General features: G+C 62.6%; 24 protein-coding genes. 8 read left to right on the forward strand and 16 right to left on the reverse strand.

Annotation, left to right across the window (positions count from 1 at the left end; all coding sequences use genetic code 11):
* Nucleotides 1-176: 176 nt before the first annotated feature.
* From ABWY06_RS20560 to ABWY06_RS20580, 5 genes are all read right to left on the reverse strand, one after another.
* On the reverse strand, nt 177-2159 hold the full coding sequence (locus ABWY06_RS20560) for a dynamin family protein (RefSeq protein WP_353927443.1): 1983 nt from the start codon (nt 2157-2159) through the stop codon (nt 177-179).
* 153 nt (nt 2160-2312) lie between these two features.
* Nucleotides 2313-2609: a DUF167 family protein gene (locus ABWY06_RS20565; protein ID WP_353927444.1), complete on the reverse strand. Its 297-nt coding sequence runs from the start codon at nt 2607-2609 to the stop codon at nt 2313-2315.
* On the reverse strand, nt 2610-3200 hold the full coding sequence (locus ABWY06_RS20570; RefSeq protein ID WP_353927445.1) for a YggT family protein: 591 nt from the start codon (nt 3198-3200) through the stop codon (nt 2610-2612).
* A 14-nt stretch (nt 3201-3214) separates the two neighbouring features.
* Nucleotides 3215-4048: a pyrroline-5-carboxylate reductase gene (gene proC / locus ABWY06_RS20575; RefSeq protein ID WP_353927446.1), complete on the reverse strand. Its 834-nt coding sequence runs from the start codon at nt 4046-4048 to the stop codon at nt 3215-3217.
* 16 nt (nt 4049-4064) lie between these two features.
* Nucleotides 4065-4754 carry a YggS family pyridoxal phosphate-dependent enzyme gene (locus ABWY06_RS20580; RefSeq protein ID WP_353927447.1) on the reverse strand — a complete coding sequence of 230 codons (690 nt, stop codon included), beginning with the start codon at nt 4752-4754 and terminating at the stop codon, nt 4065-4067.
* Nucleotides 4755-4817: 63 nt separating this feature from the next.
* Between ABWY06_RS20580 and pilT the strand changes: the two genes are divergently transcribed.
* Together pilT and ABWY06_RS20590 are read left to right on the forward strand one after the other, a co-directional pair.
* The gene (pilT, locus tag ABWY06_RS20585) at nt 4818-5852 is read left to right on the forward strand and encodes a type IV pilus twitching motility protein PilT (RefSeq protein WP_353927448.1); all 1035 of its coding nucleotides are present in this window, start codon (nt 4818-4820) and stop codon (nt 5850-5852) included.
* A gap of 98 nt (nt 5853-5950) precedes the next feature.
* Complete coding sequence (locus tag ABWY06_RS20590) at nt 5951-7096, forward strand: PilT/PilU family type 4a pilus ATPase (protein WP_353927449.1); 1146 nt, start codon at nt 5951-5953, stop codon at nt 7094-7096.
* Between the two features lie 36 nt (nt 7097-7132).
* On the opposite strand, the gene ABWY06_RS20595 is transcribed toward ABWY06_RS20590, so the two are convergent.
* The gene (locus ABWY06_RS20595) at nt 7133-8542 is read right to left on the reverse strand and encodes a TIGR03915 family putative DNA repair protein (protein ID WP_353927450.1); all 1410 of its coding nucleotides are present in this window, start codon (nt 8540-8542) and stop codon (nt 7133-7135) included.
* Nucleotide 8543: 1 nt separating this feature from the next.
* Nucleotides 8544-9755, reverse strand: coding sequence for a putative DNA modification/repair radical SAM protein (locus ABWY06_RS20600; protein ID WP_353927451.1), 1212 nt, complete (start codon nt 9753-9755; stop codon nt 8544-8546).
* Nucleotides 9756-9882: 127 nt separating this feature from the next.
* Between ABWY06_RS20600 and ABWY06_RS20605 the strand changes: the two genes are divergently transcribed.
* Complete coding sequence (locus ABWY06_RS20605; RefSeq protein ID WP_353927452.1) at nt 9883-10284, forward strand: NINE protein; 402 nt, start codon at nt 9883-9885, stop codon at nt 10282-10284.
* 36 nt (nt 10285-10320) lie between these two features.
* Here the strand turns inward: ABWY06_RS20605 and ABWY06_RS20610 are convergent, their stop codons facing one another.
* From ABWY06_RS20610 to gshB, 9 genes are all read right to left on the reverse strand, one after another.
* Nucleotides 10321-11592 (reverse strand): dihydroorotase, encoded by a 1272-nt coding sequence (locus ABWY06_RS20610; protein WP_353927453.1) that lies wholly within the window; start codon nt 11590-11592, stop codon nt 10321-10323.
* Nucleotides 11592-12602, reverse strand: a complete 1011-nt coding sequence (locus tag ABWY06_RS20615; protein ID WP_353927454.1) for an aspartate carbamoyltransferase catalytic subunit — start codon at nt 12600-12602, stop codon at nt 11592-11594. The genes ABWY06_RS20610 and ABWY06_RS20615 overlap by 1 nt, the downstream gene beginning before the upstream one ends.
* The gene (pyrR, locus tag ABWY06_RS20620) at nt 12602-13135 is read right to left on the reverse strand and encodes a bifunctional pyr operon transcriptional regulator/uracil phosphoribosyltransferase PyrR (RefSeq protein WP_353927455.1); all 534 of its coding nucleotides are present in this window, start codon (nt 13133-13135) and stop codon (nt 12602-12604) included. Before pyrR ends, ABWY06_RS20615 begins: the two co-directional genes overlap by 1 nt.
* Nucleotides 13132-13566, reverse strand: a complete 435-nt coding sequence (gene ruvX, locus ABWY06_RS20625; protein WP_353927456.1) for a Holliday junction resolvase RuvX — start codon at nt 13564-13566, stop codon at nt 13132-13134. Before ruvX ends, pyrR begins: the two co-directional genes overlap by 4 nt.
* The gene (locus ABWY06_RS20630) at nt 13566-14135 is read right to left on the reverse strand and encodes a YqgE/AlgH family protein (RefSeq protein WP_353927457.1); all 570 of its coding nucleotides are present in this window, start codon (nt 14133-14135) and stop codon (nt 13566-13568) included. The genes ruvX and ABWY06_RS20630 overlap by 1 nt, the downstream gene beginning before the upstream one ends.
* A 79-nt stretch (nt 14136-14214) precedes the next feature.
* Nucleotides 14215-14685 carry a YbjQ family protein gene (locus ABWY06_RS20635; RefSeq protein ID WP_353927458.1) on the reverse strand — a complete coding sequence of 157 codons (471 nt, stop codon included), beginning with the start codon at nt 14683-14685 and terminating at the stop codon, nt 14215-14217.
* Between the two features lie 3 nt (nt 14686-14688).
* Nucleotides 14689-15003 (reverse strand): YbjQ family protein, encoded by a 315-nt coding sequence (locus tag ABWY06_RS20640; RefSeq protein ID WP_353927459.1) that lies wholly within the window; start codon nt 15001-15003, stop codon nt 14689-14691.
* A 78-nt stretch (nt 15004-15081) separates the two neighbouring features.
* Entirely contained in the window at nt 15082-15978 is an 897-nt protein-coding gene (locus ABWY06_RS20645) for an energy transducer TonB (protein WP_353927460.1), read from the reverse strand.
* A gap of 137 nt (nt 15979-16115) precedes the next feature.
* Complete coding sequence (gshB, locus tag ABWY06_RS20650; protein WP_353927461.1) at nt 16116-17072, reverse strand: glutathione synthase; 957 nt, start codon at nt 17070-17072, stop codon at nt 16116-16118.
* A gap of 249 nt (nt 17073-17321) precedes the next feature.
* Between gshB and pilG the strand changes: the two genes are divergently transcribed.
* The 5 genes from pilG to ABWY06_RS20675 all read left to right on the forward strand — a co-directional run bounded on the left by pilG (nt 17322) and on the right by ABWY06_RS20675 (nt 21798).
* The gene (gene pilG / locus ABWY06_RS20655; protein ID WP_079203716.1) at nt 17322-17729 is read left to right on the forward strand and encodes a twitching motility response regulator PilG; all 408 of its coding nucleotides are present in this window, start codon (nt 17322-17324) and stop codon (nt 17727-17729) included.
* Nucleotides 17730-17775: 46 nt separating this feature from the next.
* Nucleotides 17776-18141 (forward strand): twitching motility response regulator PilH, encoded by a 366-nt coding sequence (gene pilH, locus ABWY06_RS20660; protein WP_090446512.1) that lies wholly within the window; start codon nt 17776-17778, stop codon nt 18139-18141.
* A gap of 48 nt (nt 18142-18189) precedes the next feature.
* Nucleotides 18190-18726: a chemotaxis protein CheW gene (locus tag ABWY06_RS20665; protein WP_353927462.1), complete on the forward strand. Its 537-nt coding sequence runs from the start codon at nt 18190-18192 to the stop codon at nt 18724-18726.
* A gap of 84 nt (nt 18727-18810) precedes the next feature.
* Nucleotides 18811-20859, forward strand: coding sequence for a methyl-accepting chemotaxis protein (locus ABWY06_RS20670; RefSeq protein WP_353927463.1), 2049 nt, complete (start codon nt 18811-18813; stop codon nt 20857-20859).
* 63 nt (nt 20860-20922) lie between these two features.
* Complete coding sequence (locus tag ABWY06_RS20675) at nt 20923-21798, forward strand: CheR family methyltransferase (protein ID WP_353927464.1); 876 nt, start codon at nt 20923-20925, stop codon at nt 21796-21798.
* Nucleotides 21799-21822: the final 24 nt, after the last annotated feature.

Consider the following 21822-nt stretch of genomic DNA (forward strand, 5'->3'; position numbering starts at 1 on the left):
CCTGCTCGCGCTGTAAGGAGGCGCCAGTCTAAAGAGCGCGGCCGCAGGCAGCAAGCGCGCCGGCCTGGGAGCGGTTCTGCGGCAATACGGTCTTACCCGGCGCTGATGCGGAGCGACCCGGCGCCGCGGCTCATGACGGGTCTCGTGTCAAAGCAGCGTCTGGCGCGACCGAGCAGTTACTCAGCGATGCTGTGGGGCCACGCGGCGCCAGGCAGGTTGACCACCTTGCCCTGGCGCTGGATCGGCGCCGGTCGGCGCAGCGCCCGCAGCATGTCGTTGGCCTGGGCCAGCTGCTGCTCGAGGTCGGTGGTGTAGTGCGCCAGTTGCTGGCCACGCTGACGCGCCAGCTGAGTGTCCTGGGCCAGGGTCTTGAGCCGCAGCATATGGGTCTCCAGCAGCTGCTTGTGCTCCAACGTGTGCTGCATCAGGGGCATCAGGGCGTCGTTTGCCCATTGATTGGCTTCCTGGCGCAGGCGCAAGTGCAGGCCTATGACTTCCTGCACCAAGGTGGCGAAAAAGCGCCGGGTCAGGGCCCGTTGTTCGGTCAGCAGGGTCTTGAACTGCAGGCGGAACTGATCGGCCTTGGCGCGCTGCTGATTCAGCTCACGCAGATAACGCTTGATATTGAACTGCGGCGCATCGACGCCGTGCAGCGGGTTTTCTTCGTTGTGCCGACGGTAAATGGCGGCCACCATCTTGTTGGCCATCCCCGCCTCCAGCTCCAGGGAATGCAAATCGTCCCCCACGCCATTGAAGAACTGCAGAATTGCCTGATTGATGCCCAGGGTGGTCCAACTACCGGTCAGATTGGTACGGACCTGTTGCAGGTGCTCCTCGAGGCGCTCAGGGCGCACGGCACCCCGCAGCAGTTCGCCTTGGCGCTTCAGCAGGCGCTGATTGGTTTTCAGACCGAGCAGACGCCTGTGGTGCTGGCTATGGTCGTCCTTGGTCTTGGCGGTCAACTCGAAGAGCATCTGGCCATTGTCATGCTGGTGGCTGGACAGCAGTGCCTGCTGCACCCGTACCTTGCTCAGGCGCAAGCTCAACACATGCTGGCTGTTCTGCAACAGTGCCAGCACCTGGTTGACCACGCGCTCCTCGAGCAGGCGCTCCTTCTGCGCGACGATTCGCTCACACAGCAGGTTTTCCAGGGTCGCCAGCTGGCTGCGGTGCAGCAGCGCCGGGTCTTTGCGGACCTTGGCCAGCAAGGCCTGCTTGGCTGACAGCGGCAGCACGTCTTCGCGGGCGATACCCAGCTGCTTGGCCGTGGCGTTCTGCATCTGCTGGATAGCGTTCTGCACGAAGGTTTCGCCGGCCAGGTCATCCCACAGCACATCCACCTTGTTCAATACGGCGAACAGGCTGGTTTGGGTGTCTTCGTCGAGCTGGCGGATATGCTGTTGCCAGACCGCCATGTCGCTGGCCGTCACGCCGGTGTCGGCGGCCAGCAGGAAGATGATCGCCTGGGCACTGGGCAGCATCGACAGGGTCAGTTCGGGTTCGCTGCCCAGGGCATTCAGGCCTGGCGTGTCAAGAATGCGCAGGCCCTGGCGCAGCAGGGGGTGATCGAAGTTGACAATGGCATGGCGCCAGGCAGGCACCAGCACCAGGCCGGGTTTGCCAGCGCTTTCCAGCATGTCCGGGTGGAAGCCCAGCTGGATCGCCTGTTCGACCGGCATGGGTTTGGTTTTGGCGACCTGGGTAAAGGCCTGGACCATGTTGCTCGGGTCGCTGATGTCCAGCGGGATGTTGACCCAGTGCCGCGGGATGCGCTTGAACTGCGCCACGCTGGCCTCGGCCATACGGGTTTCGATCGGCAACAGGCGAATATAGGAGCGTTCCGAGCGGGGATCGAAAAACAGCTCGGTGGGGCACATGGTGGTGCGTCCGGCATGGGACGGCAACATGCGCTGGCCATACTCGGAAAAGAACAGGCTGTTGATCAGTTCGGTTTTGCCGCGTGAATACTCGCCAATAAACGCCAGGGTGATATGGTCGGTGCGCAGCAGGCGCAGGGCTCGCTCGAGCTTGGCCTCCACCGCGTCGGTATTGAGGCGGTTGTTTACCAGCCAGCTGCGGTAGCGGGTGATCTGGCGCATCAGCTCGCGCTTCCAGGCCACGTAGGCGGTGACCTGTTGACTGAGACGTTCCATGCTCATCCGAGCGTTCCTCTGGGCAATGCCCGCTGGGGGTAAAAAAGCACGTCAAAGCCGCACCGAGCGGAGTCTGGGGCGTCATGTCCGATTGCTAGCATTATCCTGGCCCGGGTGTTTGCGTCAATTGAGTGCGCCAAGATCCCGCCTTATGGTCGGTCACAGTGGCTGAGCGGTCAGCTCCAGTATTGCCGGCAGACGCGTGGGCTGGCGAATACGCAGTCGCTTGTGGCGATTGAGCTCGCCACTTTCCAGGCTGATCCGGCTTTTGGCCACGCCAAAAGCCTTGGCCAGAAACACCAGCAGGTGCGCATTGGCTTTGCCGTCCACCGGTGGCGAGGTCAGGCGGATCTTCAGCCGCTCGCCCTGCAGGCCGGCGAACGCATCGTCGCTGGCCTTGGGTTGCAGGAGGCAATCGAGGATCAGGTCAGGCCCATCCCAGTGGTAAAACGGCATTTAAATCAGCAGCCGCAGCACTTCGGGCATCTGGGTCAGGATCATCAAGTTCTGGATCACCAGCATGTCGAACAGTTTCAGCGCCAGCAGGGCGAAGATGGGCGAAATGTCCAAACCACCGAGGTCCGGCAGCAGGCGCCGTATTGGCCGCAGCACCGGCTCGCAGAGCTGGTTGACCAGCTCCACTGCCGGACTGCGGCTGCCCTGGGCGACCCAGGAAAGGATCACGCTGACGATCAAGGCGAAGAAGAACACCTTGGCGAACAGTGCGGCCACACCAATCAGCGACCAGATCAGCAACTGCAGCGGATTGGCCAGTGCGCCATAGGCCAATAGCAGGATCAGGGTCATCAGCACCAATTGCACCAAAATGGCCAGCACCAGGGAGGCGGTGTCCAGTCCAGCGACGCTGGGGATAACGCGCCGCAGCGGTTTGAGCAACGGCTGGGTGGCCTTGACGATCATCTGGCACAGCGGGTTGTAGAAGTCGGCACGTACCAGTTGCAGGATAAAACGCAGCAGGACGATCAGCAGGTAGAGGCTGCCGAGGATCTGCAGGACATAAATGGCGGCGATATTCAGCCCGATCATGTAGTGCTCCTTGATTATTCGCCGAGTTGCACGGCCAGTTGTGCCGAGCGGCGGGCCGCGGCCTCCAGTGCCTGGGCGACCAGGGACTGGAAGTCAGCCTGTTGGAGCGCGTTGATCGCCGCCTCGGTCGTGCCGCCCGGGGAGGTGACCCGGCGACGCAGCTCCGAGGCGTCGACGTCGCTGCGGCTGGCCATCTGCGCGGCGCCCAGGGCGGTTTGCAGGGTCAGTTGCGCGGCGACTTCACGGGACAGGCCCAAGTGCTCCCCTGCGGCGGTCATCGCTTCGATCAGCAGAAAAAAATAGGCCGGTCCGCTGCCGGAGACAGCAGTCACCGCATCCAGTTGTTGCTCGTTCTCCAGCCACAGGGCCAGCCCCACCGCCCTCAGTAGCTGCTCGGCCTGCTGGCGTTGCTCGTCCGAGACCTGCTCGTTGGCGTACAAGCCGCTGGCACCCACGCCTACCAGGGCCGGGGTATTGGGCATGCAGCGGACAATGGCGCGGGGGCCACTGGCACCCTCGGCGAGCCAGCGCTGCAGGCTGTCGATGGTGATGCCGGCAGCAATGGAGACCACCAGTTGCCCAGGCTGCAGATGCGCTGCCAGCGCCAGGCAAACGCTTTTCATGGCCTGGGGCTTGATCGACAGCACGACCAAGTCTGCGGCCTCGACGGCTTGGGCGTTTTCGGCAAACACCTCGATGCCGTATTCGGCGCTGATCCGCGCCCTCTGCTCGCTGCCCGGGTCGCTGGCCCGCAGGGCGTTGGCCGCAAAACCCTGGCTGCGCAGTCCGCCGATCAGGCTGGCGGCCATATTGCCGGCGCCGATAAAGCTGATGCGGGTATCGCTCATATTAATGTTTCCTTAATCAAGGCGAGGAGGTGTAGTCCCGGGCGCCGAACAAGGCGGAGCCGATGCGCACCCAGGTGGCGCCAGCGGCGATCGCGGCTTCCAGGTCCTGGCTCATGCCCATGGACAGGGTGTCGAGGTTCAGGCCAAGGCCTTGTTGTAGCTCACGGACTCGCTCAAACGTGGCGCGTTGCACCAGTGGATCGTCAGTCGGCTCGGGGATCGCCATCAGGCCGCGAAGGTGCAAGCGTGGCAAGTTGCCGATGGCGGCTGCCAGCTCCGCCAGCGCGTCGGGTGTACAGCCGGCTTTGCTGGCCTCGCCGCTGACATTGACCTGGAGGCAGATATTCAGGGCCGGCAAGTGCGCCGGGCGCTGCTCGTTGAGGCGCTGGGCGACTTTCAGGCGATCCACGGAATGCACCCAGTGGAAGTGCTCCGCGATCGACCGGGTCTTGTTCGACTGGATGGGACCGATAAAATGCCAAACCAGGGGCAACTCGCGTAGCTCGAGCTGCTTGTCCAATGCTTCCTGCAGGTAGTTCTCGCCAAAATCGCGTAGCCCGGCCTCGAAGGCGGCGCGAATCGCCGTTGCCGGTTTGGTTTTGCTCACCGCCAACAGGCCAATGGAGGCACAATCACGTCCCGAGGCTTGCGCCGCCTCACGGATGCGCACTCCGACCTTTGCAATATTCTCTGCTATCGTGGACATTACTTGCGCCAGCCGCCTAGGGTCTGCGGCATTCTACCTGCTTGTTTGTCATTAGGGAGTCCCATGGATATCACCGAGCTGCTTGCGTTCAGCGCTAAGCAAGGCGCTTCGGACCTGCATCTCTCTGCTGGTCTGCCACCGATGATTCGAGTCGACGGTGATGTGCGGCGGATCAATCTGCCGGCGTTGGATCACAAGCAGGTGCATGCGCTGATCTACGACATCATGAACGACAAGCAGCGCAAGGACTTCGAGGAGTTCCTCGAGACCGACTTTTCGTTCGAGGTGCCGGGGGTCGCGCGCTTCCGGGTCAACGCGTTCAACCAGAACCGCGGTGCCGGTGCAGTGTTTCGGACCATTCCCTCGAAAGTGCTGAGCATGGAAGACCTCGGTATGGGCGAGGTGTTCAAGAAGATCACCGACGTGCCGCGCGGACTGGTCCTGGTCACGGGGCCCACGGGTTCGGGCAAGTCCACCACCTTGGCGGCCATGCTCGATTACCTGAACAGCAATAAATACCACCATATCCTGACCATCGAAGACCCGATCGAATTCGTTCACGAGTCGAAGAAATGCCTGGTCAACCAACGTGAAGTGCACCGGGACACCCACGGCTTCTCCGAAGCACTGCGCTCGGCCCTGCGGGAAGACCCGGACATCATCCTGGTGGGTGAGATGCGGGACTTGGAAACCATCCGCCTGGCGTTGACCGCCGCGGAAACGGGGCACCTGGTTTTTGGTACCTTGCACACCACCTCCGCCGCCAAGACCATCGACCGGGTGGTCGACGTGTTCCCGGCCGAGGAAAAGTCCATGGTTCGTTCAATGCTGTCCGAGTCCCTGCAGTCGGTTATCTCGCAAACCCTGATCAAGAAAGTCGGCGGCGGCCGGGTCGCGGCCCACGAAATCATGATCGGTACGCCGGCGATTCGAAACCTGATTCGCGAGGACAAGGTGGCGCAAATGTACTCGGCCATCCAGACCGGCGGTGCGTTGGGCATGCAGACGCTGGACTCTTGCCTGAAAGGGTTGGTGGCCAAGGGTTTGATCACCCGCGAGAATGCCCGCGAAAAATCGAAAACCCCGGAAAACTTCTGATCACTGATGCGCACTCCCCGGAGTGCGCTTTGCGCCCGCAGGCGCTGCGAAAATCCTGCAGACCTGTGCGGCAGTTTTTCTGCTAGCGAGAACCCCCTATGGAATTCGAAAAGCTGCTGCGCCTGATGGTCGAAAAAGGTGGCTCCGACTTGTTCATCACCGCCGGCGTACCGCCGTCGATGAAGGTCAACGGCAAAATCATGCCCGTCACCAAAACGCCCATGTCGCCCGAGCAGACCCGGGAAACCGTGCACTCGGTGATGAACGAGCAGCAGCGTCGGGATTTTGCCGAGAATCACGAATGCAACTTCGCGATCAGTGCCCGAGGCGTCGGCCGTTTCCGCGTCAGTGCCTTCTACCAGCGTAACCTCGCCGGGATGGTACTGCGACGCATCGAAACCAACATTCCGACGCTCGATGACCTCAAGTTGCCGGAGGTGTTGAAAAAACTGGCGATGACCAAGCGCGGTCTGGTGCTGTTCGTCGGCGCCACCGGGACTGGCAAGTCGACGTCGTTGGCGGCCATGATCGGCTACCGTAACAAGAACGCCAGTGGTCATATCATTTCCATCGAAGACCCGATCGAATATATCCACCAACACCAGGCCTGCATCGTGACCCAGCGTGAGGTGGGCATCGATACCGAGTCCTTCGAAGTTGCGCTGAAAAATACCCTGCGTCAGGCGCCGGATGTAATCCTGATCGGCGAGGTGCGTACCCGCGAGACCATGGACCACGCGGTGGCGTTCGCCGAGACCGGTCACCTGTGCCTGGCGACCCTGCACGCCAACAACGCCAACCAGGCGCTGGATCGGATCATCAACTTTTTCCCGCCCGATCGGCAAAATCAGGTGTGGATGGACCTGTCGTTGAACCTCAAGGCCATCGTTGCCCAGCAGCTGATTCCCACCCCCGATGGCAAAGGTCGGCGTGCGGTGATCGAAGTGCTGATCAATACCCCCCTGGCGGCCGACCTGATTCGCAAGGGCGAGGTGCATGAACTCAAGGCTTTGATGAAGCGCTCCACCGAATTGGGCATGCAGACTTTCGATCAGGCGCTCTACAGTCTTTATACCAACGGCGAGATCACCTACGAGGACGCGATTGCCTATGCCGACTCGGCGAACGACCTGCGCCTGTTGATCAAGTTGGGGTCGGAGACCGATGGTGACCACCTCAACAGCCTGTCCAAGGGGCTGTCACTGGAAGTCAGCGAGGAAGATCCGGGCCGGCGTTTCCGTTGATCTGATCGAAGCAGCCAGGCCGATCGGCCTGGTTTTTTATGCCTGGCTGCAGAGTGGGGTTTCGCTCAGCGTCCAGGCTTCCCGTAGGACCTGTGCCAGCTGCTCCAGCAATGCGATTCGCGCCTCGACGTCGAGGTAGGCGAGCCCAGCGATGTCCGGTCCTGGCAGTAGCCGATCTGCCGCAGGTGGTCTTGGCAGTTCACTGAGCGCGCACTGGGCGCTGTCCCCCAGCGCGACCACGACCCTGGGCCTGACTTGCTCCAGTTCCTGTGCCAGCCAGTGGCTGCAGGCGGCGCGCTGGGTGGCGGAGGCCGGGGAGGCCGGGTGCGGGGCCTGGCCAAAGGCCCGGCTGCCGGTGAAGTGCTTGACCGCCAGGCTCAGATACAGCTCGGCGCGTGCCAGGCCGGCGGCGGCAAGGGCGAGCTCCAGCCACTGTCCGGCAGGTCCGGAAAACATTTGCCCGCTCAGGTCCGCATGCTCATCCGGCTCGCCAGCCAGGAGAAAAATCCGTGCATGCTGCGGGCCCTCTCCGGGCACGGCACGGGTTGCGTCTTGCCATAGCGGGCAGCGGCGGCACTGGTCGAGCTCACCTGCCGCGGCGCGCTGCGGTTGTGCCTGGTGGGGGGCGATGCGTACCGCATGCCCCGGCCGCAGCAGCAGGGCATTGGCTTGGCCATCGCGCTGGCCGCCGGCTCGGGCCTGGCTCATCAGGTGGGGAATCAGCGGCCCTTCCGGCAACCCCTTCCAGAAGCGCACGGGCATATGGCTTTGCATTACGCGAGGATTCAGTCGGGCGGGGTTGAAGGTGCTTCCATAATAAGCCAGCCAAAGCGCTTCGCCGGGATCCACTTGGCTACGCGCCAGCTCAGCCAGTTCGGCTGGGCAGGGGCGCAGGATGCGCAGTGCTTCGCCGTCCCAAAGCGCCGCGGCCTCGGGTGTGGCGATCAACCAGGACGCTTGGCCCATGCGATCGGCGAAGTGACCCGCCGAGTCTTCCAGTATGTCGTGGGCGGGTTCATGCCAGGCAACGAAGGCCGGTGGGCCCAGCAGCGGGTCACGGGCGCGGAAGCGCAGAAACGCGTGCAGGTGGTGGGCTTCGCGGCGAACGGCTTTCAGCCGTTGGTGCAGCAGGCTGCCGTCGGGATCGCCAGCCAGCATCGCCGAGCGCTCGCCACGGGCGACGCGCCAGAGAATGCGGTACAGCAGTGCCCAGCGGTCATCGCTGCGAAAGCAGGCCGCACGTTCCAGCAGCTCTGGCAGTTCCTTGGGAATGCGCAGGCGCACCGCGGGCAGGTGTTCATGATCGCTGTCGAGGGTGTCGAACAGGCCGGGGGTATCACTGTCGGTTCGCCAGTTTATCCGGTGTGGAGCGATGCCCTGGCTCAACAGCAGGCGCGCTGCCTGGCGCCAACCGGCGAAGCTGCCATTGAAATGCTGCTGGTGCATATCACCACAGCGCCAGTTGTGCAGGGGCGTCTCGAAGCTGCAAGCGCAGAACTGGCGATTCCGTCTGAGCCTGCAGCGGTCGATAGTCCTGGGTCACGATAAAGGGTCTGGCTTTTTCCATGGCGCAGCGCAAACGCACCACATCGGCGTAGCGGATCCGCTGTTGCCGACGCAGCGCCACCAGGCGGGAGGCGCTGAGCATGCCGATGCCCGGTATCCGGGCGATCATCTGCGGCTCGGCGCGATTGAGGTCCACCGGAAACAGCGCCCGATTGGCCAGGGCCCAGGCCAGCTTGGGGTCGATGTCCAAGGCCAGGTTGCCTGGTGTCGCCAGCAGTTCGTTGGCGCTGAAACCGTAGCCGCGCAGCAGGAAATCCGCCTGGTAGAGGCGATGCTCGCGCAGCAGGGGGGGCGGGGCAAATGGGACGCTGGCAGGGCTGCCGGGTATCGGGCTGAACGCCGAGTAGTACACCCGGCGCAGCCGATAGGCGCCATAGAGGGTCTGGGCGGTATGCAGAATGGTGCGGTCGTCGGTGGCATCGGCGCCGACTATCATTTGCGTGCTTTGCCCGGCTGGTGCGAAGCGGGGTGCACGCTTTTCCGCCTGCGCCTCGTCCTCGCCCAGGCGGATCACGCCCATGGCCTGTTTGATCGTGGCGATTTTCTTTTCCGGCGCCAGGCGCTGCAGGCCGCTCTCCGTGGGCAGCTCGATATTGACCGAAAGACGGTCGGCATAACGTCCGGCTTGGGTGATCAGCTCCGGCGCCGCGTCCGGAATGGTCTTGAGGTGGATATAGCCGCGAAATTCATGCTCTTCGCGCAGCGAGCGAGCCACGTGTACCAGTTGCTCCATGGTGTAGTCCGCCGAGCGGATGATGCCGGAGCTCAGGAACAGCCCGCTGATGCAATTGCGGCGGTAAAAATCCAGGGTCAACTCAACCACTTCCTGCGGCGTGAAGCGGGCACGGGGCACGTCGCTGGAACGGCGGTTGACGCAATATTGACAGTCGTACAGGCAGAAATTGGTCAGCAGCACCTTGAGCAGTGCGATACAGCGGCCATCGGGAGTAAAACTGTGGCAGATGCCCATGCCGCTGGTCGCGCCCAATCCGCTTTTGCCCCGTGAGTTGCGCTTCGGTGCGCCGCTGCTGGCGCAGGACACGTCATATTTGGCGGCGTCGGCGAGCACCGTCAGTTTCTCAATCAGCTGCATGGTCGATCCAGATACTGGTCATGCATACAGTATTGGCGTAATCGATCCGCCCCACAAGCACCTGAGGCCATTTTCTGGCGGCGAGCTGCTACAGTCGCCGCTGGCAATCATTTTAGGGGGAGAGTTTATGCAGGCGGTACACAACACACACAGCAAGGTCATGGGTTATCTGCTGTGGATATTGGGTTTTCTGGGCGCGCACCGGTTCTACTACGGCAAGCCGTTGACCGGCACCCTGTGGTTCTTCACCCTGGGTCTGCTGGGCATCGGCTGGCTGATCGACCTGTTCCTGATCCCGGCCATGGATCGCGAGGCCGACCTGCGTTTTAACGCGGGCGCCACCGATTACAGCGTCGCCTGGATACTGCTGACGTTTCTCGGCGCCTTTGGCGTGCACCGTTTTTACCTGGGCAAATGGCTGACCGGTCTGCTGTACCTGTGCACCGGTGGGCTGTTCCTGCTCGGCGTGCTCTACGATTTCTGGACCTTGAACACCCAGGTGTCGCTGGCCAATGCGCAGCGCACCTGAGGTTGCGCTGCTGTTGCCTGGGTAAGCGCTGCCGACTTAGCCGCGGTAGCTGATATGCCCGTCCACCAGGGTGTAGCGCACGGCACCCGGCAGGCAATGGCCGATAAAGGGGCAATTCGTGCCCTTGGAGTGCCAGGTCTCGCCGGCCAGGGTGGAGGCCTGGGGGTCGAACAGCACCAGGTCGGCGGCACCGCCGATGGCCAGACGCCCCGCCGCCAGGCGCAGGGCCTGGGCGGGCCCTGCGCTGAGCCGGGCCAACAGCGTGGGCAGATCCAGCAGGCCATCCTGCACCAGGCCAAGGGCCAGCGGCAGCAGCAACTCGACGCTGCTGATACCCGGCTCGGTTGCCCCGAAGGGCGCCAGCTTGGCATCCAATTCGTGGGGCTGGTGGTGGCTGGCGATGGCCTGGATCACCCCGGACTTGACCGCGGCCCGCAAGGCGTCCCGGTCGGCGCGGCTGCGCAGGGGCGGCTGCACATGGTAGAGGCTGGAAAAATCGATCAAGGCCTCGTCCGTGAGAATCAGCTGGTACAAGGCCACATCCGCCGTGACCGGCAGGCCACGGGCCTGGGCCTCGGCAATCAGTTGCACGCCGCGGGCCGTGGTCAGCTGACTGAAGTGCGCGCGCACGCCGCTCTGCTCCACCAGCAGCAAATCGCGGCTCAGGGCCACCGTCTCGGCGGCCTGGGGAATGCCCGGCAGGCCAAGGAAACTGGCCGTGGCCCCTTCATGGGCCAAGCCGCCTTCGGCGAGGTCGGCGTCCTGGCAATGGAAAATCACGGTCAGGTCGAAGGTGGCGGCATATTCCAGTGCCCGGCTCAGCGTACGGTTATTGGCGAAGCTCGCCAGGCCGTTGCCGAAGGCCACGCAACCGGCGTCGCGCAGGGCCACCAGCTCGGCCAGCTGTTCACCGGCCAAGCCCTTGCTCAGCGCGCCGATGGGGTAAACCTTGGCGTGACCGGCGGCACGCGCCCGATCCAGGATCATCTCGGCCACCGCCGGGGTATCCAGTACCGGGCGGGTCAGGGGTGGGCAGCAGAGGCTGGTCACGCCACCCGCGGCGGCGGCCAGGGTCTCACTGGCTATGCTGCCCTTGCGGCTGAAGCCGGGCTCGCGCAAGGCCACGTTGAGGTCGACCAAGCCCGGGGCGGCCACCAGACCCTGTGCGTCGATCTGCTGTTCTGCCACGAAACCGGCCGGAGCCTGGCCGAGGCCCACCAGGGTGCCGGCTTCCAGATAAAGGTCGGCCACTTGGTCGAGGCCACTGCTGGGGTCGATGACTCGGGCGCCGATAATACGGGTGCGCATCAGTGGGACTCCGTGGGGTTGTCGTGCAGTAGACGCTGGGCGGTCTGCCCGCTCATGGTCATCGACAGCACGGCCATGCGCACGGCGATGCCATAGGTGACCTGGTTGAGGATCACCGATTGCGGGCCGTCAGCCACCGCCGATTCGATTTCCACGCCCCGGTTGATCGGTCCCGGGTGCATCACCAGGGCATCCGGCTTGGCCAGCGCCAGGCGGGCGGTGGTAAGGCCGAACAATTTATAGAATTCGCCCTCGCTGGGCAGTAAGCCGCCGGTCATCCGCTCCCGCTGCAGACGTAGCATGATGATCACATCCACGTCCTTGAGGCCGCTCGCCAGGTCGGTGTAGACGGTCACCCCGTACTGTTCGATGCCCACCGGCAACAGGGTCTTGGGCGCGATGACGCGGATATCCGTGCAGCCGAGTATGCGCAGCGCCAACATGTTCGAGCGCGCCACCCGTGAGTGCAGGATATCGCCGACTATGGCCACCGAGAGGCCTTCCAGGCTGCCTTTGTGCCGACGGATCGTCAGCATGTCGAGCATGCCTTGGGTTGGGTGCGCATGGCGGCCGTCGCCACCGTTGATGATGGCGACGTTCGGGCAGACGTGCTCGGCGATAAAGTGCGCGGCACCCGAGTCGCCATGGCGTACCACGAACATGTCCGCCGCCATCGCCTCGAGGTTGCGCAGGGTATCGAACAGCGTTTCGCCCTTGCTGGTGGACGAGGTCGAGACATTCAGGCTGATGACGTCGGCCGACAGCCGCTGCGCCGCCAGCTCGAAGGTGGTGCGGGTGCGCGTGGAGTTCTCGAAGAACACATTGCATACCGTCTTGCCGCGCAGCAGCGGGACTTTCTTGACCGCCCGTGCACCGACCTCGAGAAAGGAGTCGGCGGTGTCGAGGATCTCGGTCAGCAACTCGCGGGAGAGGCCATCGAGGGAGAGGAAGTGGCGCAATTGCCCCAGCTCGTTGAGCTGCAGCGGGCGCTTGGCGTCGATCGGCGTCATCACGAAGGGTCTCGGGGGGCGGCAGAGGTCGGGGCGAGGGTTTGCAGTTCGAGGGCCAGGGGCGTGGGGCCGAGCAGTTTTACCCGCTGCTCGCCCGGCAGCGACAGGGTGGCGCCGACCACATCGGGTCGGATCGGCAGTTCACGGGCATTCAGATCCAGCAGGCAGACCAGGGTCACGCTGGCCGGACGGCCGTAGTCGAACAGCTCGTTAAGCGCGGCGCGGACGGTGCGCCCGCTCATCAGCACGTCATCGATCAACACCAGGTGCTGGCCCTCGACCTGGAACGGCAGTTCGGAGGGTTGAACCTGGGGATGCAGGCCGCTGCGGGTGAAATCGTCGCGGTAGAACGAGACGTCCAGCACGCCCAGAGCATCGTCGCGCTCCAGGGCCCGCAGCAAGGCCTGGGCGATCCAGACGCCGCCAGTGCGGATGCCGATAAAGCGCGGGACCTCGATGTGCCGGCTGGCGAGATGGGTGTTCAGGGCGGCGGCCATTTGCGGCACCAACTGGCCCGGGTCGGGTAATCTCATGGCGAATCCTCGAGATGGGCTTCCAACCAGCCTTGCAGCAGCAGGGCGGCGGCCAGGGCATCGACCGGGTGGTCCCGGTAGCTGCCGCGCTGGCCCTGGGCCAGGCGCTCTCCCTTGGCGGCATAGGTGGTCAGGCGTTCGTCGTGGCTGTGCACGGGCAGGTTGAAGCGGCCATTGAGCCTGCGGGCGAATTTTTCCGCGCGCACGCTCATCTCGCTGGGGCTGCCATCCATGTTCAGTGGCATGCCGACGACCAGTGCGTCCGGTTTCCATTCGCGCAGCAGGGCCTCGATCTGCGCCCAGTCCGGAATCCCGTTCTGCGCCTTGAGCACGCAAAGTTCGCGGGCCTGGCGGGTGATGGCCTGGCCGACGGCCACGCCGATCTGTTTGGTACCGTAGTCGAAGCCCAGTAGCAGGCGCGGGGATGCCATCAGGCGTGCCCGACTTGCGACGTCAGCAGGCTCAGGTTGACGCCCAGGCGCGCCGCGGCGGCATCCAGACGCTGCTCGCAGGGCAGGTCGAACAGGATATGCGGATCGGCGGGGCAACTCAGCCAGGCATTGGCGGCCAACTCCAGTTCGAGCTGGCCGGCCTCCCAACCGGCGTAGCCGAGGGTAATCAGGTATTTGTCGGGGCCAAAACCGTCGGCAATGGCAAACAAGACATCCTGCGAGGTCGACAGCCCGAGCTCACCCAGCTCCAGGGTCGCCTGGTACTGGTAACCCGCGGGGTGCAGCACAAAGCCGCGATCGGTCTGCACCGGCCCGCCGGTGAAGATCGGCAAGTGGTGGCATGCGGCGGGCGGGGTGCTGTCAGGGCGCAACTGCTCCAGCACATCGGCCAGGTTGAGGCCGTTGGGGCGGTTGATCACCAGGCCCATGGCGCCCTGTTCGTTGTGTTCGATCAGGTAGGTGACGGTCTGCGCAAAGGTCGGGTCGGCCATATGCGGCATGGCGATCAGGAAGTGATGCTTGAGGTAGCTGGGCGCGGTCATTTTCATGAGTGCTAGCTTAAAGCCTCAAGGCGCCGGCATAAAGCCGTACAGGCTGCACACGGGATCAGTGGTGACGAAGCGAGGGCTATTGCGGCTGTTCGCTGGTCAGGGCCGTGCCATAGGCCAGAAATTCCGCGCAGAACGTACTCTGGCGCTGGGCGCTGCCTTCGTTGAGCGAGACGGTTTCGAAGCGCACATTGATGATCTGGCTGGCGCCCAGGCGCTGCGCCTGGGCCTGCATGCGCAGGCAGGCCTCGCGGCGGCCACGTTCGATCAGGGAGTCGTAGCTGTTCAGGCGCCCACCAAAGAAGCTGCGAATCAGCGCCAGAAGACGTTTGAAATAGTCGTCGGCGATCACCACCGAGCCCACCACCAACTGCCCGCGCACAATCGGCTGGTCGTTCGAGGGGTGCCGTTCGCTGGACAGGGAAATGTGCCGCAAAGCGGCTTCATTCAATGTCAGGTGGCGATAGTGACGCTGCTCGGCGCGACGGCCAAAGTACCGGCCAATCAGTAGTAGGCCGAGAAAGACGATGAACTGGATCAGCAGCCCCATGGCTTATTCGACCGTCACGGCAGTGCCGTAAGCCATCACTTCGGCGGCGCCTGCGGCGATATTGGCAGTGGAAAAACGGATATTCACCACCGCGTTGGCGCCCAGGCCTTGAGCCTGCTTGACCATGCGCGCCACGGCTTCCTGGCGGGATTCGTTGAGCAGCTCGGTATAGGCCTTGAGCTCCCCGCCGACGAAATTTTTCAGGCCGGCGAGCAGGTCCTTGCCGGCGTGTTTGCTGCGCACCGTGGAGCCCTGCACCAGTCCCAGGTGGCGGACGATGCGACGGCCCGGAAGTGCTTCGAGGTTGCTCAGTTCCATGGGGGTGTCCTGGTCGGGCCACGCCTTGAGGCGGGTCGCGATGGTGAGTGGAGGGCGGCGCGCAGGCCGCCACGGCGATTACTGGCTTGACAGTCGGTCGTTACGGCCAAAGCGCCAGGTGCGAATGATTTCCACCTGATCGTATTGCTCAGCCAGTTCGCCGGTAAAGGGCGCGAAGGGTGCGGACAGACGCACGATGCGCTTGGCTGCTTCGTCCAGCAGTGACTGGCCGGACGATTCCAGCACCTGCACCTCGTGGAGGGTGCCGTCGCGGTTGATGCTCACCAGCAGGCGCAGGCTGCCGTAGATGCGCTGACGGCGGGCCTGGTCGGGGTAGTTGAGGTTGCCGATGCGCTCAACTTTCTTGCGCCATTCATCGCGGTACCAGGCACTGATGTCGCGTACGGTCGAGGCGGCATTTAGCCGGCTGACCCTTGGCCGCTTGGCGTACTGCTGCTGTTCCTGGGCCAGTTCGGCCTGCAGGCTGGCGATTTCCGAACTCAGTTGCGAGCTGTCGAACTGCGGCGCCGGTCGGCTTTGCGGTTCGGGCTTGCGGTCTTCGGTCTTGACCGGAGTCTGCTGCCGCTGGGGCGTGCGGGTAGCGACCGAGGCTTTGGGCGCTTCCTCGCGGGTGGTCTGGGGTGGTGAAGCAGGCGGTGTCACCTGTTTGACCGTGGAGTCTTGAAAAAGCGCCTCTTCAGAGGTCTTGGGTGCGGCCTTGTGCTCCAGGGTGCCGCTGCCCTGTTGGTTTTCCTGGGCGATAAAATCCGCTTCCTTGGGTTTTTCACCGCTCTTGAAGGTCGAGAGGGTGACGTCCAGTGTCTTGCTGAGCTGGTTGGGGTCCGCGAGGGTGAAGCTCACCCCCAGAATCAGCGCCAGGTGCAGGACGGTGCCCAGAAAAAGGGTAAAGCCCAGCCGGTCCGCCGGGCGAACCCTGGAGGGAGAGAGTGCTGGGGGGAGGGCCGTTGCGTTCATCGCTCAGTCGCGTCAGGTCGAATTGCCGCGCAGTCTGCCGAGCGCGTCGGAAAAAGTCCATGGAGCACTGCGCGCGGTGAGGCCTGGATCAACTCCTGGGCGCCCGGCGCGGCAGTTTAGGGTGTGCGCGCCCCGGCTCAGGCCCGTAGGGCGAGTTTGCCGGCAATCACGTCCATCAGTTGTTCGCCGATCCGGGTGCCGTAAGCGTTGTCAATTTCGCGAATGCAGGTAGGGCTGGTGACATTGATCTCGGTCAGGTGTTCGCCAATCACATCCAGGCCGACGAACAGTAGACCCTTTGCGCGCAGGGTCGGGCCTATCTGCTCGGCGATCCAGCGGTCCTTGTCGCTGAGCGGGCGGGCTTCGCCGCGCCCGCCGGCGGCCAGGTTGCCGCGGGTCTCGCCGGCCGCCGGAATGCGCGCCAGGCAATAGGGCACGGGTTCGCCGTCGATCATCAAGATGCGTTTGTCGCCGTCCTTGATCGCTGGCAGGTAGCGCTGTGCCATGATCTGCTGGGTGCCATGGGCGGTCAGGGTTTCCAGGATCACCGAGAGGTTCGGGTCATCCTCGCGATGCCGAAAGATGGAAGAACCGCCCATTCCATCCAGGGGTTTGAGAATGATGTCACGCTGTTCTTTGGCAAACTGGCGCAGAATGTCTGCTCGGCGACTGACGAGCGTCGGGGGTGTGCAGTGGGGGAACTGAGTGGCGAAGAGTTTTTCGTTGCAGTCCCGCAGGCTCTGCGGGCGATTGACCACCAACACGCCGGCGCGTTCAGCCTGTTCCAGTAAGTAGGTGGAATAGACGAACTCATTATCGAAAGGCGGATCCTTGCGCATCAGGATCACGTCCAGTTCGCTCAGCGGGGCATCGTTTTCAGCCTCCAGCTCGAACCAGTGCTGCGGATCTTCAAATACTTTCAGTGGGCGCATGCGGGCGCGGGCTTCACCGCCGGCCTGGTAGAGGTCCTGTTGTTCCATATAGAGCAGCGACCAGCCGCGCGCTTGGGCGGCCAGCAACATGGCCAGGGAGCTGTCCTTTTTGAAGGCGATGCGCTCAATCGGGTCCATGACGATGCCCAGGCGAATATTCATGGGGTAACTCCTCCGCAAAAGGAATGCGGCAGCAATCAGCTGGCGCGGCTAGACTATGGGGCGCAAGGGTGGCGCCGGTGGACTTCCCGGTCAAGGAAAAACCTTGTGAGTCCGGGGTTTATGGATTGCATGGGGAGAGTGTGCTAAAAAGGCCCGGCGATTGGGTTGCGGCCCGGCGCTGATAGGGCCTTCGGCACACTGGTTTTAACGCAAAAAATAACGACTCACCGAGGCTATGGTAGGGCGAACATGGAACAGCATTCCGAAGGTTTGAGGGTCATGGTGATCGACGATTCGAAGACGATTCGTCGCACGGCGGAAACCCTGCTAAAGAAAGTGGGTTGTGAAGTCATTACGGCCGTTGACGGCTTTGATGCGCTGGCCAAAATTGCCGACACTCACCCCAATATTATATTTGTCGACATCATGATGCCGCGACTCGACGGCTATCAGACCTGCGCCCTGATCAAAAACAATAGCGCTTTCAAATCCACCCCGGTGATCATGTTGTCCTCCAAGGACGGCTTGTTCGACAAGGCCAAAGGCCGCATTGTCGGTTCCGATCAGTACCTTACCAAGCCCTTCAGCAAGGAGGAGTTGCTCGGTGCCATCAAGGCCCATGTGCCCAACTTCACCCCGGTGGAGCAAGCATCCTGACGTCCGGCCGCCAAGCCGGTAACGCCAATACAGAATGGGAAACACCATGGCTCGAATTCTAATTGTTGATGATTCGCCGACCGAGATGTACAAGCTGACCGCTATGCTGGAAAAGCATGGCCATCAGGTACTCAAGGCCGAAAACGGCGCGGACGGTGTGGCCCTGGCTCGCCAGGAAAAACCCGATGCGGTGCTGATGGATATCGTCATGCCTGGCCTCAACGGTTTTCAGGCGACCCGTCAGTTGACCAAGGACGCGGACACCAGCCACATCCCGGTGATTATCGTCACCACCAAGGATCAGGAAACCGACAAGGTCTGGGGCAAACGTCAGGGTGCAAAAGACTACCTGACCAAGCCGGTCGACGAAGAAACCTTGTTGAAAACGCTGAATGCGGTATTGGCCGGTTAAGTCCGCGCTTTTGCCTCGATAAAAACCATAAAGAAGGCCCTTGCCGGCATGTCGGACGCGCAGACTCCCTTTGAGCTTCTTCTCCAGATCGACCAGCGCTGTCGGCGCCTGGCGGCTGGCTTGCCTTCGCAGCAAGCGGCTGTGCAGACCTGGAGTGGCATTGGGTTTCGCATGGGCGAGCGTTTGTTCGTCGCGCCGATGGGGGAGGTCGGTGAAGTGCTGCACGAACCGCGTTATACCTTGTTGCCTGGCGTAAAAGGCTGGGTCAAGGGCGTGGCCAACGTGCGCGGGCGCTTGCTGCCGGTCATGGACCTCTGTGGTTTCTTCGGCTCGGAATTGTCGCCGTTGCGCAAGCAACGGCGTGTTTTGGTGGTGGACCACCACGAAGTCTTTGCCGGCCTGACGGTCGATGAAGTCTTCGGTATGCAGCATTTCCCGGTGGACGCCTTTTCCGAGCAGCTTCCTTTGCTCGAAGCGGCCATCGAACCTTTTATCCACGGGGTTTTCCAGCGCGAACAGCCCTGGCTGGTGTTCAGTCCACATGCGCTGGCACAGCATCAGGGCTTTCTCGATGTGGCGTTCTAAGTGCTTTTCGGTTGGGTCGGCGTTGCCGGCCTTTTGGCGTGACATGGGAACCGTAGTGCGGTCGGTCCAGGCGGGGGCCAGATAATGAAAAAACTCAACACAGGCAATCTATTGGCTGGTATGCGCAGTAGCACGCTGATCGCCGGACTGTTTATAGTCCTGATCGTTTCCATCGTGCTGTTGTTCGCTAACTTCGCCTACATCAACACGCAGTCCAACTACGACACGGAATACATCAGTCACTCCGGTGAGCTGCGTGTACTGTCCCAGCGTATTGCGAAGAACGCCACCGAGGCGGCAGCCGGTAAAGCGGAAGCTTTCGGCTTGCTCAAGGACGCGCGTAATGACTTCGAAAAGCGCTGGAATTTCCTGGTCAAGGGTGATGAAAGCACCGGCCTGCCGCTCGCGCCTGAAGTGGTGCAGCCACAAATGGCTGGCGTGCAAAAGGACTGGGACAGCTTGCGGCAGAACTCCGACGCCATTTTGGCCAGCGAGCAAACCGTACTGTCGCTGCACCAGGTAGCGGCGACGCTCGCCGAAACCATTCCGCAGCTACAGGTCGAGTACGAGGAAGTGGTCGACATCCTGCTGGAGAGTGGTGCACCGGCTGCCCAGGTTTCTGTGGCCCAGCGTCAATCGCTGCTGGCAGAACGTATCCTCGGTTCGGTGAACAAGGTACTGGCCGGTGACGAAGACTCGGTACAGGCCGCCGACATGTTTGGTCGTGACGCCAGCCTGTTCGGTCGGGTACTGAGCGCGATGATCGAAGGCAACGCTGCCATGGAAATCTCCAAGGTGAGCGATGCGGAAGCCCTCGAGCGTCTGGCGGAGATTTCCGAGCTGTTCGAATTCGTCTCCGGTTCGGTGGACGAAATTCTCGAAACCTCGCCGGAACTGTTCCAGGTGCGGGAATCGGCCAGCAGCATCTTTACCGTGTCGCAGACCCTGTTGGACAAGGCTTCGCAACTGGCGGTCGGGTTTGAAAACCTGGCGGCCGGTCGGGCCTTGAACACCCTTGCCGGTTATGTGCTCGGCTTGCTGGCCCTGGCTTCGATCATCCTGATCGGCCTGGTCATGGTACAGGACACCCGCCGCCGTCTGGGTGAGACCGCCGAGAAGAACGAACGTAACCAGGCCGCGATTTTGCGACTGCTGGACGAAATCGCCGACCTCGCGGACGGTGACTTGACGGTAGCGGCCACGGTAACCGAAGACTTCACCGGCGCCATCGCCGACTCGATCAACTACTCGATCGACCAACTGCGCGACCTGGTTGAAACGATCAACCTGACGGCTGTGCAGGTAGCGGCCGCGGCCCAGGAAACCCAGGCCACGGCGATGCACCTGGCGGAAGCGTCGGAGCACCAGGCCCAGGAAATTGCCGGTGCCTCGGCGGCGATCAACGAAATGGCTGTGTCGATTGACCAGGTATCGGCGAACGCCTCGGAGTCCTCCGCGGTAGCGGAACGGTCGGTAGCCATCGCCAACAAAGGCAACGAGGTGGTGCACAACACCATCACGGGGATGGATAACATCCGTGAGCAGATCCAGGACACCTCGAAGCGAATCAAGCGCCTCGGTGAGTCGTCCCAGGAGATTGGTGACATCGTAAGCCTGATCAACGACATCGCCGACCAAACCAACATCCTCGCACTGAACGCCGCGATCCAGGCCTCCATGGCCGGTGACGCGGGTCGAGGCTTCGCCGTGGTAGCGGACGAGGTACAGCGACTGGCGGAACGTTCCTCGGCGGCAACCAAGCAGATCGAGGCGCTGGTAAAGACCATTCAGACCGACACCAACGAAGCGGTTATCTCCATGGAACAAACCACCTCCGAGGTGGTACGTGGAGCTCGTCTGGCACAGGACGCCGGTGTGGCACTGGAAGAAATTGAGAAGGTATCCAAGACCCTCGCGGCCTTGATCCAGAACATTTCCAACGCTGCGCGGCAGCAGGCCTCTTCGGCCGGCCATATTTCCAACACCATGAACGTGATCCAGGAGATCACCTCGCAGACGTCCTCCGGTACCACGGCAACGGCCAAGAGCATTGGTAACCTGGCCAAGATGGCCAGTGAGATGCGTAAGTCGGTTTCCGGCTTCAACTTGCCGACCGTCCGGGATCAGGTTTAAGCGAAGGGAGGTGCGGTCGCCTGGAAGGGCGGCCGCCATACGGCCATGAGCGAGGGGGACGGCATGCAGCCAGGCGGCGTCTGGGCCTTGAAGCCTCTGGTCGATATGTCAGCGGCCGAGTTTCGTGATTGGCAGACGTTGCTGGAGGAACGTACGGGTGTGGTGGTCAACCAACAGCGCCAGGCGTTTCTGCAGACCAATCTGAGTGCGCGGATGCGTGAAGTGGGGGTGGCCGACTATGCCAGTTACTACCGGCAGGTCACCGACGGGCCGCGTGGTGCGGTGGAGTGGTCAACACTGCTGGATCGTTTGACCGTTCAGGAAACCCGGTTTTTTCGTCATCGCCCCTCGTTTGAGGTGCTTGAGCAGTATTTGCGTGTGCGTTTGGCTCGTGAAAACGAGCGAGACGAAAATCCTTCGCCCTGGGCGCTGTGGAGCGTCGGTTGTTCCAGTGGCGAGGAGCCTTACTCGATGGCGATCAGCGCCGCGCAAGTCCGGCGCGACGCGGCCCGTCCCGACCTGTTTGGGGTCACCGGGACCGATATCAGCCTCAATGCATTGAACAAGGCGCGCGAAGCGGTCTACGGCGCGCGCAAGCTGGATCAGATGGACATCGACCTGTGTGAGCGCTATTTCGAGGCGCAGGCAGATGGCAGTTTCAAGGTGATTCCGAGCCTGGCGGCACAAGTGTGCTGCGCCCGGCTCAACGTACTGGAACTGGCCAAGGCGCCAATGTCCGGTATGGACGTAATTTTCTGTCAGAACTTGCTGATTTATTTTCGCCGCTGGCGTCGCCGCGAGATCCTCAACCGCCTGGCTGAATGCCTGGCACCGGGTGGTCTGTTGGTCGTAGGAGTGGGGGAAGTGGTCGGTTGGCAGCATCCGGAGCTGGAACCGGTGGCTGACGAGCGAGTGCTGGCGTTTACCCGCAAGGGATAGGGCAGAGCCTAGTTTATGAGTGGA

The organism is Pseudomonas sp. (genome assembly GCF_040514055.1).
In the GTDB taxonomy this organism is placed as follows: domain Bacteria; phylum Pseudomonadota; class Gammaproteobacteria; order Pseudomonadales; family Pseudomonadaceae; genus Aquipseudomonas.

Excerpts from the sequence above, each read along its gene's own strand:
- ABWY06_RS20670 (WP_353927463.1), top strand. The coding sequence starts at position 18,811 with ATGAAAAAACTCAACACAGGCAATCTATTGGCTGGTATGCGCAGTAGC.
- ABWY06_RS20645 (WP_353927460.1), bottom strand. The coding sequence starts at position 15,978 with ATGAACGCAACGGCCCTCCCCCCAGCACTCTCTCCCTCCAGGGTTCGC.
- ABWY06_RS20640 (WP_353927459.1), bottom strand. The coding sequence starts at position 15,003 with ATGGAACTGAGCAACCTCGAAGCACTTCCGGGCCGTCGCATCGTCCGC.
- ABWY06_RS20600 (WP_353927451.1), bottom strand. The coding sequence starts at position 9,755 with ATGCAGCTGATTGAGAAACTGACGGTGCTCGCCGACGCCGCCAAATAT.
- proC (WP_353927446.1), bottom strand. The coding sequence starts at position 4,048 with ATGAGCGATACCCGCATCAGCTTTATCGGCGCCGGCAATATGGCCGCC.
- ABWY06_RS20615 (WP_353927454.1), bottom strand. The coding sequence starts at position 12,602 with ATGACGCCGATCGACGCCAAGCGCCCGCTGCAGCTCAACGAGCTGGGG.
- gshB (WP_353927461.1), bottom strand. The coding sequence starts at position 17,072 with ATGAATATTCGCCTGGGCATCGTCATGGACCCGATTGAGCGCATCGCC.
- ABWY06_RS20570 (WP_353927445.1), bottom strand. The coding sequence starts at position 3,200 with ATGATCGGGCTGAATATCGCCGCCATTTATGTCCTGCAGATCCTCGGC.
- ruvX (WP_353927456.1), bottom strand. The coding sequence starts at position 13,566 with ATGGCATCCCCGCGCCTGCTACTGGGCTTCGACTACGGTACCAAACAG.
- ABWY06_RS20665 (WP_353927462.1), top strand. The coding sequence starts at position 18,190 with ATGTCGGACGCGCAGACTCCCTTTGAGCTTCTTCTCCAGATCGACCAG.
- pilT (WP_353927448.1), top strand. The coding sequence starts at position 4,818 with ATGGATATCACCGAGCTGCTTGCGTTCAGCGCTAAGCAAGGCGCTTCG.
- pyrR (WP_353927455.1), bottom strand. The coding sequence starts at position 13,135 with ATGAGATTACCCGACCCGGGCCAGTTGGTGCCGCAAATGGCCGCCGCC.
- ABWY06_RS20560 (WP_353927443.1), bottom strand. The coding sequence starts at position 2,159 with ATGAGCATGGAACGTCTCAGTCAACAGGTCACCGCCTACGTGGCCTGG.
- ABWY06_RS20675 (WP_353927464.1), top strand. The coding sequence starts at position 20,923 with ATGCAGCCAGGCGGCGTCTGGGCCTTGAAGCCTCTGGTCGATATGTCA.
- ABWY06_RS20590 (WP_353927449.1), top strand. The coding sequence starts at position 5,951 with ATGGAATTCGAAAAGCTGCTGCGCCTGATGGTCGAAAAAGGTGGCTCC.
- pilG (WP_079203716.1), top strand. The coding sequence starts at position 17,322 with ATGGAACAGCATTCCGAAGGTTTGAGGGTCATGGTGATCGACGATTCG.
- ABWY06_RS20635 (WP_353927458.1), bottom strand. The coding sequence starts at position 14,685 with ATGGGGCTGCTGATCCAGTTCATCGTCTTTCTCGGCCTACTACTGATT.
- ABWY06_RS20605 (WP_353927452.1), top strand. The coding sequence starts at position 9,883 with ATGCAGGCGGTACACAACACACACAGCAAGGTCATGGGTTATCTGCTG.
- ABWY06_RS20565 (WP_353927444.1), bottom strand. The coding sequence starts at position 2,609 with ATGCCGTTTTACCACTGGGATGGGCCTGACCTGATCCTCGATTGCCTC.
- pilH (WP_090446512.1), top strand. The coding sequence starts at position 17,776 with ATGGCTCGAATTCTAATTGTTGATGATTCGCCGACCGAGATGTACAAG.
- ABWY06_RS20580 (WP_353927447.1), bottom strand. The coding sequence starts at position 4,754 with ATGTCCACGATAGCAGAGAATATTGCAAAGGTCGGAGTGCGCATCCGT.
- ABWY06_RS20610 (WP_353927453.1), bottom strand. The coding sequence starts at position 11,592 with ATGCGCACCCGTATTATCGGCGCCCGAGTCATCGACCCCAGCAGTGGC.
- ABWY06_RS20630 (WP_353927457.1), bottom strand. The coding sequence starts at position 14,135 with ATGAAAATGACCGCGCCCAGCTACCTCAAGCATCACTTCCTGATCGCC.
- ABWY06_RS20595 (WP_353927450.1), bottom strand. The coding sequence starts at position 8,542 with ATGCACCAGCAGCATTTCAATGGCAGCTTCGCCGGTTGGCGCCAGGCA.